Source organism: Bacillus sp. FSL R5-0523 (genome assembly GCF_037975295.1).
Classification (GTDB): domain Bacteria; phylum Bacillota; class Bacilli; order Bacillales; family Bacillaceae; genus Bacillus; species Bacillus subtilis.
Genome location: NZ_CP150251.1, coordinates 3,426,096 through 3,442,417, shown reverse-complemented (window position 1 = coordinate 3,442,417; position 16,322 = coordinate 3,426,096). Strand labels below are relative to the sequence as shown.

The window sequence follows — 16,322 nt, the reverse complement described above, 5'->3', positions numbered from 1 at the left end:
GTTAGAAGCTTTATTGGAATCTGATACGCCAGAAATCAAAGAAAAGGAAGTCTTTGATTTCAAAAACATATACACATGGAGGTATTTTTCACATGAGAATCAACCACAATATTGCAGCGCTTAACACACTAAACCGTTTGTCTTCAAACAACAGTGCGAGCTCAAAAAACATGGAGAAACTTTCTTCTGGTCTTCGCATCAACCGTGCGGGAGATGACGCAGCGGGTCTTGCGATCTCTGAAAAAATGAGAGGGCAAATCAGAGGTCTTGAAATGGCTTCTAAAAACTCTCAAGACGGAATTTCTCTTATCCAAACAGCTGAGGGTGCATTGACTGAAACTCATGCCATCCTTCAACGTATGCGTGAACTTACTGTTCAAGCAGGAAACACAGGTACACAGCAAGATGAAGATCTTGGTGCGATTAAAGATGAAATGGATGCGCTTATTGAGGAAGTTGACGGTATTTCAAATCGTACTCAATTCAACGGAAAGCAATTGTTAGATGGAACTGAAACTAATGGTTTCACATTCCAAATTGGTGCGAATGCTGGTCAACAGCTTAACGTTAAAATTGATAGCATGGCAGCAAAAGACTTAGGTAGTGATACTGTTAAATTGAATACTCTTGATGTAACAAAATTTGATACTACTTCTTTTGATGATCAGCTTAAAGGCATTGATGCAGCCATCAATCAAGTTTCTACTCAACGTGCTAAACTTGGTGCGGTACAAAACCGTCTAGAGCACACAATCAACAACTTAAGCGCTTCTGGTGAAAACCTGACAGCTGCTGAGTCCCGTATCCGTGACGTTGACATGGCGAAAGAAATGAGCGAGTTCACAAAGAACAACATTCTTTCTCAAGCTTCTCAAGCGATGCTTGCTCAAGCAAACCAACAGCCGCAAAACGTGCTTCAATTGTTACGTTAATTTTGAAAGGCTATCTCTTTCTGATAGTTACAGCTTGCCGACAGAGTCCATTAACTGGATGTGCCGGCAGGCTTTTTTTGTTACAATCATTTTGTGACAGCCAGGGAATCACTTGTTTTTTCAAAACAAAAAAGGCAAGATATTGTCATCTAACCTTTAGCTTTGTTTCAGTTATAATGAATGATATGTTTTCCGCAATTACAAAGTCTTCTTATACAGCTGCTTACTTACACTCATTAAATCTTGAACAATATGCGTGTTGCTGCTGTCGAGCAGCACTTTTATATATTGGATATCGTGAGAGATCGGGAAGGGTCCGTGAATCTGCTCAAGCTCGGCGATCATTTCACGATTCATTCTTTTTTGTTCATGAATCAGCTTTAACACTGATTCTTGTGTTACTGTATAGTCACTGGGATCTTTCTCCATTGCTTGTCCAGCCTCCTTGGTTGCCGTAAGCTTTTTACATATTGTAATCGGTATAGCCGGAAGATTCTACTTCTAAAACTTTTTAAAATCCAATTTCCGTAAATCGGAGCATGTCTAAAGAATGAATTTGAAACCTGAAGAGATTTTAAACGTATAAATAAGTAAAACGTCCCTGATCTTTTGTCATGGACAATTCACAATAGGAGTGTGGAATGAATTGAACCGTAATCAAGCTATTATTGCATCACTTTGTTATTTCAGTGTGTTCATTGCGCCAATCATTGTGCCGATTGTCGCATATTTTGTTGTAAATGAGAAAGAAACAAAACGCCATGCGATACGCTCTCTTATTTCTCACATTGTTCCGTTTGTCGGCTGGCTGTTCCTTTTTATTGCGCTACTTGGCGGAGCCGTTGCGATTGATGGAGACAGCTTGCTTCCTGTATTTGTAATCATTGGGGGAGCGGTTATTTATTTCTTAGTTGTCATTGGCATTATCATTTGGAATGTGATTCAGGGCATTAAGGTCCTGCGTGCAGCATAAGTAGACAATGGGGAGGAGATCGTAATGAAGCAAGAAAAGGAACGAATCCTTAAGCTTGTTGAGGAAGGAAAGCTTACAGCACAAGAAGCTTTGACACTGATTGAAAAGCTTGACAGCGACTACAAGGAAAAAGAAGAGAAAATTACAGCGCTCTCAGTTCACGTTCATGACGAGGAAGAGCCATTTACAACGGCAAAAAAAGAAAGCGGCAAGCCGTCTTTAGGAGCCAAGCTGTTTGACTGGATTGATTCTGCTGTGAAAAAGGTCAAGGAAGTTGACCTTGATTTAAACTTTGGCCATGCGTATGATGTTCAGCACATTTTTCAATTTAAAGATACTGACTTTTCCAGTGTTGAGCTGCAAATTGCCAATGGCAGCGTGAATATCGTCCCTTGGGAAGATGACGATATCAGAGCGGAATGCCAGGCGAAGGTATATCGCGCTGACAGCCAGGATGCGGCGAGACACGCATTTCTTCAGCATATTGAATGTGAAATCAAAGGTAATAAATTTTTTATCCGTACTGAGAAAAAGACGATGAAAACGAATGTCACTTTGTATATTCCTCAGAAGGAGTATGATAAGATTCGAGTGAAGCTGTTTAACGGTCCGGTCAGAGGGGAACATTTACATGTAAAAGAGTTCTCAGCGAAAACGACAAACGGCGTGCTGTCGTTCTCGCACTTAACAGCCGAAAAAGCCATAGCTGAAACGGCCAACGGGCAAATTAAACTCGCCAGCCACAGCTGCGGAACGATAGAAGCGGAAACCATTAACGGATTGATCGATCTCCGAGGGAAAAGCGAATCCATTGACGTTCAAAGCTTTAACGGAAATATTGCGATTAACGTTACAGAATCAGACTGCCGCTCCATTTATGCAAAAACAACGACTGGAAGTGTGGAGCTTGCGATTCCGGACGATCTGGCAGTGAAGGCGGAACTCAAAAGCAATCTGGGTTCGCTGTCCCATGAATTAATGGATGTTGAGATGCTGAAGGAAAAAAATGATACCATTCAAAAAGAAATGATGTTCACTTCAAATCAGGCACATGATCAAAACATCACCGTCTTCTCAGAATCACTAACAGGCGCCATCAAACTAAAGTACTCACAGAGGTGATCGAATGAATAAGCTTTATCGCTCAGAAAAAAATAAGAAAATCGCCGGTGTTATCGGAGGTCTCGCGGAATATTTCAATTGGGACGCATCACTCCTCAGAGTCATAACTGTCATCTTAGCCATTATGACAAGTGTCTTGCCGGTTTTGCTCATTTATATCATTTGGATTTTTATCGTCCCGTCAGAAAGGGATATGAAATGACATGGTAAAATGGGCAGTCAGCATTTTAGTCAATGCATTGTTATTAATCGTCATTGATGGATATATTGACTCCATCCATATCAGCAGCATTGGGGCAGCGATTATCGCCAGCCTCATTTTATCGATCTTAAACGTGCTGATTAAACCGCTTTTAATTATCTTTACACTGCCGGTCACCATGGTGACGCTTGGACTCTTCTTGTTTGTGATTAACGCCATCACGCTTATGATGACCGCGTCCATTATGGGTGACAGCTTTCAAATCGACGGCTTCGGCACAGCGATATGGGCATCCGTTATCCTGTCGGTCTTCCATTTGCTGATTCAAAAAGGCATTTTAGAGCCGCTTAGAAAAAAATAAAAAAAAGCTGCCCGCAAAGGCAGCTTTTTTACATGTTCTGCAGCCTCCTTAAAAAATTGTGAAGTGAAGTGTTCGCTTTTTGTTCAGCAGTCCCGCGTATATGTCGTATACCATCTGCTTTGTCAGATTGGACATTGTTTAAAAATGAACTCATAAGCTTCCCTGTTCAGACGCAAAATACATGAAAAGGGAGGTGCTTTGATGAGGAAATACACGGTTATTGCTTCTATATTACTGTCTTTTCTTTCCGTTTTGTCTGGCGGCCATCATGAATCGAAAGCTTTTCCTGTTGTACAGCAGGAACTATTTCAAACGCCTCATTACATACCCTTGCTTGAAAATCCTCCTCAAATTGATGTGAAAGCTGAAATGAGAAACAATCTAATGATTGAGGCTCAAGTTCGCGATAATTCGTATCAAGCATTTTCCGCCTTTCTTTTTTATAAACAAAGTAATGAGCTGGGCTACAAAATGGTGCCGATGGACCCGACCCCCGGAGCGGTCCGCAAGTTTTTGGCACAAATTCCGAAACGTTTGATTTGGAACAGCGAGCTTGAGTATTACATTGTGATGTCGAATGGGAAGCAGCGGGTGGAGTCGGAGACGAAGAAACTGAAGCTTGAAGGATACCAGGCTGACCTTGCCCATATTCCGGAGCTTCTGATCACAGAGCTGGCGGTTGATACGAAGAATATAGGACGTGCAGACGGTTATGAATTTATTGAGATTTTTAATACGACTGACAGAACGATTGATTTTAAAGACTACCATATCCGTTACCGCTACCCAAAAGAAGGCCCTGACTCCGATCTGATTTGGAGACCTGATGAAAAGATCTTGATACCATCCGGCGAAACGTTTGTCGTCTGGCTGAAGCCTGCCGGGTATCCAGAATTGACGTCAGAGGATTTCAATCGTTATTATCAGACACAACTTAAAGAAGGAAAAAATCTCGCGGTGATAGAAGAGACAGAGGGTATGGCCAATACGAGGCCGCGGGCCGTTGTGATATCAACGAATACAGGAAAGGACATTTCGGTTGCGCATTATCGGAAACATGCGCTGCGCCGGCTGTCATCAGTGCTTTATAAGTATCCGTTGAACGGAACCGCAGAACTTCTGAACATTTCAATCGGGGAAAAGAATCCGTCTCCCGGAACCGTATTACAGGCACAGGTGCCCGAGCAGAAACGGAAAATCAAGCTCGATAAAGAAAAGCCGGTCATTGAGGATTTGACTGACCGCAAGCCTGTCCGCCCTGCTGAAAGCATTGAGCTGCGGGCTGACATACGGGACCGAAGTCTAGTGAAAACAGCGGCCTTTTACTACCGGACGGATGAGAACAAACCGTTTAAGCGAATTCTTGCTGAAAAAGACCGCAACGATAATCTCTACCATTATATTGTGTATTCGCCTGAATTGATCGGGAAGGATCAGCTAGAGTATTATGTGGCGGCCGGGGACGGGATCAATGAAGCGAGAACGCCGGTCAAAATGATTGATATTAAACAAACAAGCAAGTCGCACGGTCTGCGGATGAATATTGAAAACAGAGACACGCTGTCGGGAACTCAATTTCTCAAAGCCACGACAGAAGGACGAGCTGATCGCATTAAGCTATGGATTGACGGGAAAAAACAAGTGACAGAGCCCGCAATGGAAAAAGAAGTATATTTTGCATTCGATACGAGGAAAACGAACCTTTATTTTAAAAACGCGGTAACGATGGAAGGCAAAGTGCTGAAGGTGTTCGATGATACAACAAATAAATACCGCACCTATTCTGTTCCATTGCCAGAGACACTGCTTCGGAAAGGGAAGCAGCTGCAGCGTATTACAATACGATCGGGTTCGAAGGTGTCTCCGTTTGATACGGCTGAAAACCGTGATGACTTCTTAGTCAAAAACGCCCGATTGGTGTTATCGGATGGAACGGTGATCAGGGATCAGAGGGTGTCCCCTGAGAAGGAACTCTTTATTGGTGATAATCAGCGCTCAAATAAAAGCTGGCAATTTCAGTTCAATCTGCCTGACGGACTATTTACATCACAGCTGCTGGAGTGGGACACATCAAAGCTTTCTGAAGGCGCTCACCATATTCAAGCAAGCGACGGCAAGGAAAATGTCAGCCTGGTTGTACGGGTAGATAATTCAGGACCTCACATTCAGCCGAATATCACCGAGGGGCAAACGTATAAAGGAAACCTTATCCTGCAGGCGGATATGTATGATAAATGGAGCAAAATTGAGGAAGCGGAAGCGTCTTTAGATGGAGAAAGCATTACACTCCCATATCATACGTCATCTTCTGACCTTTTGCCGGGAAAACATTCTCTAAAAGTGACAGCAACGGATCTCGCTGGCAATAAAACAGTGATTGAGAGGATATTTAAAACCGAACGAGAGCATCCGGACCAGCCGGAGGTTATAAACAGCGAAGCCGACACGCATAAGGCCAAGCTTTCTGTACGGGTGAAAGATCCGACGAATGATGCCATGGATGTTGGTTTTTATAGGGGATTTCAATATACAGCGCGCAATCATGTGAAAATATTTAAGCACGCGTCACTGACTGAACCGCCGAAAAGCTTTGTGCCAGAAAGGGAGACCCCATTTACGAATAAAGAATTGGAGCGGGTATCAGCTGCTGATGGAAAAACAGTATCGACAGAAAACAAAGAGCTTTTCCCTTATCATCGCTTTGAAGTGACGGTTGATCCATCAATTGATGAGAATGATCTGGCAGAAGCGGTCTGGAAGGGCAGTTCTTTGCCGGGGAGAAAGGTGACGATGTATGCTTGGAATTATCGGACAAACGAATGGCAGCCTGTTGACAGCTTCGTCGCGAAGGATGACAAACCGTTTACGCTGAAAGCGTCTGTGATTGCTGCCGATTTTGTACGGGAGTCGAAAATGAATGTGATTGTACAGGATGAAATTCCTCCTGCGAAGGATATGTACACATTTGTCTGGATGTCTGATACACAGTATTACGCCGAAAGCTATCCGCATATTTTTGATAAACAGACCGAATGGATAAAAGATAATCAAAAGCAGCTCAATATCAAATATGTGTTCCACACGGGTGATATTGTAGATGATTCCGCCGATATCAGACAGTGGAAAAACGCTGATCGGTCAATGTCCGTTCTGGATAAGAGTGGAATACCTTACGGCGTGCTGGCCGGCAACCACGATGTGGGGCATAAGGACGGCTCCTACAGGGCGTTTGGCAAATATTTTGGCAGCGATCGTTTTGATAAAAAATTGCATTATGGCGGTTCCTATAAAAATAACCGCGGACATTATGACCTGATTTCGAGCAACGGCAATGATTATATCATGCTGTACATGGGATGGGGCATTACGGATGAAGACATCGCGTGGATGAATCAGGTGCTGAAGAAACACCCTGACCGGATGGCAATTTTAGCTTTTCATGAGTATTTGCTGGTCAGCGGAAACAGAAGCCCGATCGGAGAGAAAATATTCAAAGAAATCGTAAAGCCGAACCCGAATGTCGTGATGGTGTTGAGCGGGCATTATCATAGTGCGATGAGAAAAACAGATGAGCTGGATGATGATGGTGATGGGAAAACGGATCGTCTTGTGCATCAAATGCTGGCCGATTATCAGGGCGGGCCAGAAGGCGGTCAAGGGTATTTGCGTTTGCTTCAATTTGACCAGGCCAATGACATGGTGCACGTATCGACGTATTCTCCGTATGTAAAGGATAAGAATTACTATGATACGGATACCTATGGCAACAAGGATGAATTTTCCCTTTCGCTTGATTTGAAACCAAGAATCAAAAAGGTGGAAACCGATTATTTTGAATGTAACGTATATACCAATGAAGAGCTCGGAAAACGGGAGCAAGTGAAGAGCGGGGATACAGCTGAATTCCGCTGGGATCATCTTGAACCGCAGTCTGTTTATTATTGGTACATTATAGTGGAAGACAGTTTTAACGGCAAAACGAAATCACCGATCTGGAAGTTCAAGACGAAAAAAGAGACATATCGTCCAGCACCAGACCAGTTTGATTTTCGCCATGTCTCCAATCCTTAAAAAGGGTTGGAGGCTTTTTTTATGAAAGACGATCCATATAGTGGACAAATGTATAACGGTCGCCTCTGTATACAGATTTTGCATGCTCAAAAGCAGTTCCGTTCTGCAGATATGTTGTTCGTTTGATTAATAGGACCGGCGCTCCCTTTTGAATACCAAGAATGTTCGCTTCTTCCGTGGTGGCAGCGCTTGGCTCAAGCTCCTGTTTTGCACGGGAAATCGGTATGCTGTTGTACCTTTCAATATGATCATAGATCGACGACTGAAAATGCGATTCGTTTAATTCACCCGCAAGCTCAAACGGAATATGTGAGGACTCAATCGCCATCGGAATATCATTTGCCAGCCGCACCCGAGTGATTTTATGGATAGAGGAGGGGTGCCCGCAGCCTAATATAGCCGCGAGTTCCTCAGTCGAATCAATAAGCTGATAATCAATGAGCCTGCTGCCCGGTGTCATCCCGCGGCTTTTCATATCCTCGGTAAAGCTTGTCAGCCCTTGAAGTGCTTGTTCCATTTTTGGCTTGCTGACAAAGGTGCCCCGCCCCTTCAGGCGATAGAGCAAGCCTTCATTAACTAAATTAGAAAGCGCCTGGCGAACTGTCATCCGGCTGATCCCGAATTGTTGTGCATATTCGCGCTCAGAAGGAAGAGGCATATCCGGCTGCAGCTCTCCGCTCTTAATTTGGTTTTTTAATTGCTCCATAATCTGATAATAAATCGGAATAGGCGATTGTTTATTGATATTCATAAGTCAGCATGTTCCTTTCAAGGTCTTAATGACGCGGCTTCACGATCAATCAAAACCGTAACATCGGAATGCAGGTGCAAAGCAGATGCGGGAAAATCTTCGCTTATGTTTCCTTCTAACAGCTTACGAACAGCTTCCGCTTTGCTTTTTCCAGAAATGAGCAGCAGAATGCGCTTGCTTGAGAGTATCGTTTGAATTCCCATTGTGAGTGCTTTTTTTGGCACGCTGTCTATGGAAGGAAAATATCTGGCATTCGCCTGGCGGGTTTGTTCATTTAATGTCACAACATGAGTTCGTGACTTGAAAGACGTTCCCGGTTCGTTAAAGCCGATGTGTCCGTTTCGGCCGATGCCGAGAAGCTGAATGTCAGTGCCGCCCAGGGATTCGACTAGCTGTTCATACCGTCTGCATTCGGCTTCCAAATCGTCTGCATTTCCATTCGGAATAAAATGCCGGCTAGGCTTGCTGTCGATATGCTGAAATAAACGGTCATTCATATAGAAGTGATAGCTGTTCGGGTCATCGCTTGAAAGTCCGGCGTACTCATCCAAATTAACTGTAGTGACGTTTTGAAATGAGAGATTCTCAGTTTGGTGCAGGCGGATCAGCTCGCGATAAGTGCCTTCCGGTGTGCCGCCCGTCGCTAACCCGAGAACGGCATCAGGTTTTTCTTTGATTGTATCTGCCGTTATTCTGGCTGCTTTTTGGCTTAGCTCTTCATATGTTTGACATTCCATTACTTTCATATCTGGTCAGCCTCCTTGGATATAAATGCAATGTTTCCGCGGCAAATGGTGAGAATCACCTCGCAATCACTGCTGACAATCACCAAATCTGCATCTTTTCCCACAGTCACACTGCCTTTTCGGTCAAAGATGCCCAGCTGTTTGGCCGCGTTTGCAGAAGTTATATTAGCTATATCCGTCCAAGAGCAATTTGTAAACTCACGCATATGCCGTGCGCCTTCATTCATTTTGAGGATCGAACCGGCAAGGGTTCCGTCTGAAAGAAGAGCTGTTCGTCCTCTTACCGTCACACTTTGGCCGCCGAACTCATATACGCCGTCTTTCAGGCCTTTTGCCCTCATGGAATCGGTAATTAAAATGAGCTTGCTGCTGCCTTTCGCCAAAAAAGCAAGCTTAGCTGCTAAAGGATGGGAATGGATGCCATCGGCTATTAGCTCTGTCACAAACCCATCATGGGCAAGCGCCGTTCCGATCACTCCGGGCTCTCGGTGATGAAACGGGCTCATCGCGTTGTACAGATGAGTCATATGGCTCGCCCCTGCTTTTGCGGCATCCGACAGCAATTCGGAATCGGCATCCGTGTGCCCCATGGATGCGATAATCGATTCGTCTTTCAAATGGCGGATCAGTTCAAAATGCTGATCCTCCTCCGGCGCAAGTGTAACAATTTTGATCAGTCCGCCCGCCTCCTGCTGCCACTTTTTGAAAAGCGCAACATCCGAAGGCCTAATCCACTCCTTTGGCTGCGCTCCGGCTCTTTTAGGTGAAACAAAGGGGCCCTCTAAATGAATGCCGAGCAGTTCTGCACCTAATAAAGAGGACTCTTCAGCCGCTTTCCACTCTCTTGCGTTCACCAAAGCTTGAGAAATGTTCCCATGCTCTTGGGTAATCGTTGTGGCTAAAAAGCTCGTCGTGCCTTCTTCGGGAAGTCTTGACGACATGATGTCGAGCGCAGAAAAGCTTGCATCCATCGTATCTGCGCCATAGCCGCCGTGGATATGAATGTCAATCATGCCGGGAAGCAAAACGGAATTCGCAGGTGCTTGAATTTCTTTTGAATATGACTCCTTGGGCCGTTCTGTTGAGACTGTGCTGATTTTTCCGTCATTGATTCCGACATAGCCGTTTTTGATTACTTCATTTTCTGTCACGATCGCAATGTCTTTGATAAGAAGACTCTCTGCCATAGATGATCCGCCTTTCTGGAATTTGAATACCTTTATTTTACTCTTTTTCAGACTAGTGATCTAGACCAGCTGAGGTGTTTTCCCGCCTTTTATAAAATCTGTTTTAGGTTCAAGCCTGAAAGTGATAAAATGAAAGTATTGTGAGCAAGCTCGGGGCAGCCCGGAACAGGAGGAACATATCGTGGCAAAGGTTCGCACAAAAGACGTAATGGAACAGTTCAATTTGGAATTAATCAGCGGAGAAGAAGGAATTAACCGCCCGATTACAATGAGTGACCTATCAAGACCAGGCATTGAAATTGCCGGATATTTTACATATTACCCGAGAGAGCGCGTGCAGCTTCTCGGAAAAACAGAGCTTTCTTTCTTTGAACAGCTTCCTGAAGAGGAGAAAAAACAGCGAATGGATTCTCTGTGCACTGATGTAACACCAGCTATTATTCTTTCTAGAGATATGCCCATCCCGCAGGAGCTGATTGACGCCTCCGAGAAAAATGGGGTGCCTGTCCTCAGATCGCCGCTGAAAACGACAAGACTGTCAAGCCGTTTAACCAACTTCCTTGAGAGCAGGCTGGCGCCTACCACAGCAATTCATGGCGTTCTTGTCGATATATATGGTGTCGGCGTGCTGATCACAGGAAAGAGCGGCGTCGGAAAAAGCGAAACAGCGCTGGAGCTTGTGAAAAGAGGGCATCGCCTTGTTGCCGATGATTGCGTTGAAATACGGCAGGAGGATCAGGATACTCTTGTGGGAAACGCTCCGGAATTAATTGAGCACCTTCTTGAGATCAGGGGCCTTGGCATTATCAACGTGATGACGCTATTTGGCGCTGGCGCGGTCAGAAGCAATAAACGAATCACGATTGTCATGAATCTTGAACTCTGGGAGCAGGGCAAGCAATACGACCGGCTCGGACTTGAGGAAGAGACCATGAAAATCATTGATACAGAAATTACAAAACTGACGATTCCCGTCCGCCCAGGCCGAAATCTTGCAGTCATCATCGAAGTGGCAGCAATGAACTTCAGATTGAAGCGGATGGGGCTGAATGCCGCTGAACAATTTACCAACAAGCTGGCGGACGTCATTGAAGACGGTGAACAAGAAGAATAGGAGTTGGCGTTAAATGAATGAAGCGATAGAACCACTCAATCCGATAGCATTTCAGCTGGGGCCGTTAGCCGTCCATTGGTACGGAATCATTATCGGTCTCGGCGCTTTGCTCGGGCTGTGGATTGCGATGAGGGAAAGTGAAAAACGGGGGCTGCAGAAAGATACGTTTATTGATCTTGTCCTGTTTGCCATTCCGATTGCGATTATTTGCGCGCGAATTTATTACGTTGCCTTTGAATGGGACTATTATGCGGCACATCCGGGAGAAATCATTAAGATTTGGAAGGGCGGCATTGCCATTCATGGCGGATTAATCGGCGCCATTTTAACGGGTTATGTGTTTTCGAGAGTGAAAAACCTTTCGTTCTGGAAGCTTGCGGACATTGCCGCGCCCAGCATTTTGCTCGGCCAGGCGATCGGCCGCTGGGGGAACTTCATGAATCAGGAAGCGCACGGCGAGGCTGTCAGCAGAGCCTTTTTAGAAAACCTGCACCTGCCTGAATTTATCATCAATCAAATGTATATCAATGGGCAATATTATCATCCTACTTTTTTATATGAATCACTATGGAGCTTTGTCGGCGTCATTGTTTTACTGTTCCTGCGCAGAGCGAATTTGCGTAGAGGCGAGATGTTCTTGATCTATATCATTTGGTATTCAATCGGAAGATACTTTATTGAAGGAATGCGGACTGACAGCTTAATGCTGACTGATTCACTTCGCATCGCTCAGGTGATTTCAATCGTATTGATTGTTTTGGCTGTGGCAGCCATCATCTTCAGACGCGTCAAGGGATACTCGAAGGAGCGGTACGCGGAGTAGACGTCAACAAAGGGGGATGAGGGATGAAGAAAATCTTTCTGGCCGGTCTTGCAGCAGGTTTTCAAACAACATGGACGCTGGGTAAAGTGATTTTCCCGGTAACGCTATTGGTCACTTTGCTTCAGCATACCCCTGTCATGGATTGGCTTGTACGGCTGATCACACCGGTAATGGGTCTCTTCGGGCTTTCTGGTGAAGCGGCCATTCCGCTTGTACTGGGAAATATGCTGAATCTGTATGCGGGAATTGCCGGGATTTTAACATTGGATTTATCTGTGAAAGAAGTCTTTATTTTAGCTGTTATGCTTTCTTTCTGTCATAACTTGATTATCGAATCGACAGTTGCCGCAAAGGTTGGTATCAGAATTGGCGTCATATTGGCCGTGCGCATCGGTTTGGCCGCTGTGTCAGCCATCGTCATCAACCTCATTTGGCATGGCGGACAGGAAACGGCGCAGTACGGTTTTATCGCTGCGAAGAGCGTGGCGCCAGACAGCTGGCTAGGAATGTTGGCAGAAGCATTAACGAAAGCCGGACTTGGTGTTTTGCAGCTGGCGGCAATTGTCATACCGCTGATGATCATCATCCAGTTTTTAAGAGATTTAGGCTGGCTGCATCGGTTCTCCAGGTGGCTGTCTCCGTTTACGCAGCTGCTTGGCATGAATAAAAATACGTCTATGACGATGGTGGCGGGACTGACGATTGGTCTGGCCTACGGAGCGGGTGTCATGATCAAAGCTGTCGAGGATGACGGCGTGAGCAGGCGGGATATGACATTGGCATTTATATTTCTCGTTGCCTGCCACGCGGTCGTGGAAGATACACTTGTCTTTAAACCGCTCGGCATACCGGTCTGGCCGCTTCTTTTGATTCGTGTCACCACAGCAGTTCTGCTGACAATGGCTATTGCGCACACCTGGAAAAAATGGAAACCCTCAGCGGTTGGAAAGGAAGCAATATGAGTGACAAACAAGTAACGACGATTCTTTTTGATTTAGACGGAACGCTTATTAATACGAATGAATTAATTATCGGGTCCTTTTTGCATACACTGGAGCATTATTATCCGAGCAAGTATAAACGAGAAGATGTCCTTGCGTTTATCGGGCCGTCTCTTTTTGAAACGTTCTCTTCGATGGACCCTGATAAATGCGAGGATATGATCGCTATGTACAGAGCGTACAATCATGACATGCATGATTCACTCGTGACTGAATATGAAACGGTATATGAGACCCTGGATGCATTAAAAAAAGCCGGCTTTACATTAGGAATTGTGACAACAAAATTAAGAGATACTGTCAATATGGGCCTCAAGCTCACGGGAATCGGCGAATTCTTTGAAACAGTTGTCACCCTTGATGATGTGACGAATGCAAAGCCTGATCCCGAGCCTGTGCTGTTAGCGCTGAAACAGCTAGGAAGCAAGCCCGAGGAAGCCATTATGGTCGGAGATAATTACCATGATGTGCTGGCAGGGAAAAACGCCGGTACAAAAACGGCAGGAGTCGCATGGACGATTAAAGGGCCGGAAATGCTGGCGAAGCATGAGCCGGATTTTATGCTTGAGAAAATGAGTGATCTATTACAAATCGTTGGAGTGAAGTAATCTGTGAGAAAAACAGATCGTCATCCGGTCTCGGGGGCCAACTCACTGTGGCATGTCTATCAAACGGTACCTTTTCTAAAGGTCGTCAAAAATTTCATTGTCATTCAAATTGCGAGATATACGCCGTTTATAGGGATGAAAAACTGGCTGTACCGTACATTTCTGCGGATGAAGGTTGGAAATCAGACATCCTTTGCCCTCATGGTGATGCCAGATATCATGTTTCCGGAAAAGATCTCAGTCGGAACAAATACAATCATCGGGTACAATACGACCATTCTGGCCCATGAGTATTTGATTCACGAATACCGGATCGGCAAAGTTCTGATCGGAGACGAAGTGATGATTGGTGCCAACACGACCATTCTGCCCGGGGTGAAAATAGGAGATGGCGCAGTTGTGTCCGCCGGAACACTTGTCCATAAAGACGTGCCTGCCGGCGCATTTGTCGGCGGAAATCCGATGAGGATCATCTATACGAAGGAAGAAATGCAAGAAAGATTGAAAAAGTCCGCTGAATAACATCAGCGGACTTTTTTGGTTAAAATTGAGTGTTGTTGTTTTCGTAAATATGCTGAACACCAATCCATTTTTGACCGACATTAGAGTAGCGTGTATTTGTCATTCTGACCGTGCTTGTTTTGCTGTCCGTCCGGAATATCGCTTCCTTCATGTTTGTGATGGTGCACTTATCGATGATCACATCAACGTGGAAGGTTGAACCGCCAAGCTGTCTTATGAACTTTCCGCCATTGTCTGCCGTGAAGTTTTTCACTGTGAATGTACTGGCTTTATTGATTTGGAATATCTTATCTGACGCTTTTTGAGCAGAACCGCCGTCGATCGTCACTTTTCCTTCCTTCTTCACCGTTAACGCATCCTCACCAACATCTTCCCATTTCACATTCTGAATGTTAACGTTTCCATAAGTGTGCACGCCATCAGCGGCAGGTGCACCAAGCACCACATTTTTCAGGGTTGCTCCATCTTCCACACGAAAAACAGGGTCTTGGTTTTCTGACTGGCTTCCGTCGCCTAATTCTTTCCCTGCCACAAACCGCTGTCCTTTCCCGTCATATGTTGTATTTTTTGGTACGATAATTGTTTCGTGCACCACTTTGTCTGCTGCAAAAGCGGTTGATGACTGAAACTGGCTGAACACCATAACCAAACCGAACATAAATAGGATAGACACGAATTTTTTCAATGATAAATCCTCCCCGGATATCTTTCATTTTTTGCAAGAGAAGCGTCAGCGACTTGCACCGGCTTCTCTCACATAGATCGGGGCAAGGCTGAATCTGCTTTAATCATAAAAACAGATAGCCTGAAAGTAAAGACAATTTTGGGTGATAAATGGAAAATGAATCGATCTTACCGATTGAAACAAAAAGCATGAATATTGTCGTATTTGCTCAGGATAGAGCATAGTGAGGCTTTCAGGTGTTTACTTTTGAATAACTACGGCCTGGCTGCCCATTTGTTTCCACGCTTTTTCAAAGCTTGTTCTATCGGTTTTTCTGTTTTTATAGCCATACGGATCATTGAGATACACATATTTATCATCATATCCCGTAACGGCGACGCTGTGTTCGCTGTACGTAATCTCTATCGTTCCGTTTGGCGTTTTCCAAGTCTGCATGTTGTCAACTGGCGTAAAGTTGGCTGTCGTAATAACCCAAACTGGATTGCCTTTTTCAAGCTGTTCATAAACAGCAGAAATGCTTTTTCCAGTCAGATCAGACACTTTGTCTCCCGCATAGGTTTTCGCCAGCTGATAGATCGGTCGATGGTAGACACCGAGACCAGGGCCATTCGCCATATCCCCGACAAATCCGTCATTCGGATCACCCTTTAATCCGCTGCTGTATGTCAAAGGCACTGTGGCAACCTGATTTGCCAGGGTGTTTTTTGTCACGTCGTATCCTGCGTAATTCAGCACCATCGCAAGGCTTGTTACTTCACAGCCGTTATAGAGCCGGGGTGCGTCCATTTGATTGTAAAGGATGACATCCAGCGGTTTTGCGCTTCCCTTCAGCTCCTTTTTGCTATTCGCACCTGTATCTGTATCGCTATCAGAAACCACTTTTTTAAGGCTGTTCAAAAAAGGAATATCTATATCTTTTGCATCTATTTTAAGTCCGAAAAAAATAACGCCTGAAAGAATCATCAGGACACATAGAGTTCGCAGTGTTTTCATCTTTATCTCCTTGTTCTCTATTTGATTTGTATTATAGCATGCCAAACATAAAGAATTTGAGATATTACGTACCTTTAATACATTATTCATGATTTTTTCATAATGAGGAGAAGGATATTCGAACTAAAAATATCCTTACTAAAGTTAAGCGTTGATTTTCATTCTTTCATCTGCTAACATATTATCATATTAGTGAACTAAAGGATTCGGAATTTTCCTTCATAAGATAAC

17 protein-coding genes are annotated in these 16,322 nt (G+C 44.6%); 11 read left to right on the top strand and 6 right to left on the bottom strand.

What is annotated here, in order from left to right; all coding sequences use genetic code 11:
• Window positions 1-92 precede the first annotated feature (92 nt).
• Window positions 93-932, top strand: coding sequence for a flagellin Hag (gene hag, locus NYE53_RS17665; RefSeq protein ID WP_050258599.1), 840 nt, complete (start codon window positions 93-95; stop codon window positions 930-932).
• 198 nt (window positions 933-1,130) lie between these two features.
• Here hag and NYE53_RS17660 read toward each other — a convergent pair whose 3' ends face one another.
• Window positions 1,131-1,361 (bottom strand): hypothetical protein, encoded by a 231-nt coding sequence (locus NYE53_RS17660; RefSeq protein WP_003235419.1) that lies wholly within the window; start codon window positions 1,359-1,361, stop codon window positions 1,131-1,133.
• 217 nt (window positions 1,362-1,578) lie between these two features.
• Here NYE53_RS17660 and yvlA point away from each other — a divergent pair, with 217 nt between their 5' ends.
• The 5 genes from yvlA to NYE53_RS17635 all read left to right on the top strand — a co-directional run bounded on the left by yvlA (window position 1,579) and on the right by NYE53_RS17635 (window position 7,661).
• Window positions 1,579-1,905 carry a protein YvlA gene (gene yvlA / locus NYE53_RS17655; RefSeq protein WP_003244375.1) on the top strand — a complete coding sequence of 109 codons (327 nt, stop codon included), beginning with the start codon at window positions 1,579-1,581 and terminating at the stop codon, window positions 1,903-1,905.
• Between the two features lie 24 nt (window positions 1,906-1,929).
• On the top strand, window positions 1,930-3,027 hold the full coding sequence (locus NYE53_RS17650) for a DUF4097 domain-containing protein (protein WP_014478112.1): 1,098 nt from the start codon (window positions 1,930-1,932) through the stop codon (window positions 3,025-3,027).
• Between the two features lie 4 nt (window positions 3,028-3,031).
• Window positions 3,032-3,229, top strand: a complete 198-nt coding sequence (locus NYE53_RS17645) for a PspC domain-containing protein (protein ID WP_003228065.1) — start codon at window positions 3,032-3,034, stop codon at window positions 3,227-3,229.
• Between the two features lies 1 nt (window position 3,230).
• Window positions 3,231-3,590, top strand: coding sequence for a phage holin family protein (locus tag NYE53_RS17640; protein WP_003228066.1), 360 nt, complete (start codon window positions 3,231-3,233; stop codon window positions 3,588-3,590).
• A gap of 201 nt (window positions 3,591-3,791) precedes the next feature.
• Window positions 3,792-7,661: a metallophosphoesterase gene (locus NYE53_RS17635; RefSeq protein ID WP_339245973.1), complete on the top strand. Its 3,870-nt coding sequence runs from the start codon at window positions 3,792-3,794 to the stop codon at window positions 7,659-7,661.
• Between the two features lie 19 nt (window positions 7,662-7,680).
• On the opposite strand, the gene nagR is transcribed toward NYE53_RS17635, so the two are convergent.
• The 3 genes from nagR to nagA are packed head-to-tail and all read right to left on the bottom strand — an operon-like array spanning window position 7,681 to window position 10,345.
• Window positions 7,681-8,412, bottom strand: coding sequence for an N-acetylglucosamine utilization transcriptional regulator NagR (gene nagR, locus NYE53_RS17630; RefSeq protein ID WP_029946143.1), 732 nt, complete (start codon window positions 8,410-8,412; stop codon window positions 7,681-7,683).
• Between the two features lie 17 nt (window positions 8,413-8,429).
• Window positions 8,430-9,158 (bottom strand): glucosamine-6-phosphate deaminase, encoded by a 729-nt coding sequence (gene nagB / locus NYE53_RS17625; protein ID WP_208476192.1) that lies wholly within the window; start codon window positions 9,156-9,158, stop codon window positions 8,430-8,432.
• Window positions 9,155-10,345, bottom strand: coding sequence for an N-acetylglucosamine-6-phosphate deacetylase (gene nagA, locus NYE53_RS17620; protein WP_212129099.1), 1,191 nt, complete (start codon window positions 10,343-10,345; stop codon window positions 9,155-9,157). The genes nagB and nagA overlap by 4 nt, the downstream gene beginning before the upstream one ends.
• Before the next feature lie 181 nt (window positions 10,346-10,526).
• Between nagA and hprK the strand changes: the two genes are divergently transcribed.
• Genes hprK through hprF form a run of 5 tightly spaced genes read left to right on the top strand, consistent with a single transcriptional unit; the run spans window position 10,527 to window position 14,413 of the window.
• Window positions 10,527-11,459, top strand: coding sequence for an HPr(Ser) kinase/phosphatase (gene hprK, locus NYE53_RS17615; protein ID WP_003228097.1), 933 nt, complete (start codon window positions 10,527-10,529; stop codon window positions 11,457-11,459).
• Between the two features lie 13 nt (window positions 11,460-11,472).
• On the top strand, window positions 11,473-12,282 hold the full coding sequence (lgt, locus tag NYE53_RS17610) for a prolipoprotein diacylglyceryl transferase (RefSeq protein WP_014478105.1): 810 nt from the start codon (window positions 11,473-11,475) through the stop codon (window positions 12,280-12,282).
• A 23-nt stretch (window positions 12,283-12,305) separates the two neighbouring features.
• Complete coding sequence (locus NYE53_RS17605; RefSeq protein WP_339245964.1) at window positions 12,306-13,244, top strand: nucleoside recognition domain-containing protein; 939 nt, start codon at window positions 12,306-12,308, stop codon at window positions 13,242-13,244.
• Window positions 13,241-13,891 carry a pyrophosphatase PpaX gene (ppaX, locus tag NYE53_RS17600; protein WP_339245962.1) on the top strand — a complete coding sequence of 217 codons (651 nt, stop codon included), beginning with the start codon at window positions 13,241-13,243 and terminating at the stop codon, window positions 13,889-13,891. Before NYE53_RS17605 ends, ppaX begins: the two co-directional genes overlap by 4 nt.
• Before the next feature lie 3 nt (window positions 13,892-13,894).
• The gene (gene hprF, locus NYE53_RS17595) at window positions 13,895-14,413 is read left to right on the top strand and encodes a heptaprenylglyceryl phosphate O-acetyltransferase (RefSeq protein ID WP_021480691.1); all 519 of its coding nucleotides are present in this window, start codon (window positions 13,895-13,897) and stop codon (window positions 14,411-14,413) included.
• A 19-nt stretch (window positions 14,414-14,432) separates the two neighbouring features.
• Here hprF and pelC read toward each other — a convergent pair whose 3' ends face one another.
• Together pelC and NYE53_RS17585 are read right to left on the bottom strand one after the other, a co-directional pair.
• Window positions 14,433-15,098 carry a pectate/pectin lyase PelC gene (pelC, locus tag NYE53_RS17590; RefSeq protein WP_021480690.1) on the bottom strand — a complete coding sequence of 222 codons (666 nt, stop codon included), beginning with the start codon at window positions 15,096-15,098 and terminating at the stop codon, window positions 14,433-14,435.
• Window positions 15,099-15,338: 240 nt separating this feature from the next.
• Complete coding sequence (locus NYE53_RS17585; RefSeq protein ID WP_144482859.1) at window positions 15,339-16,091, bottom strand: C39 family peptidase; 753 nt, start codon at window positions 16,089-16,091, stop codon at window positions 15,339-15,341.
• Window positions 16,092-16,322 lie beyond the last annotated feature (231 nt).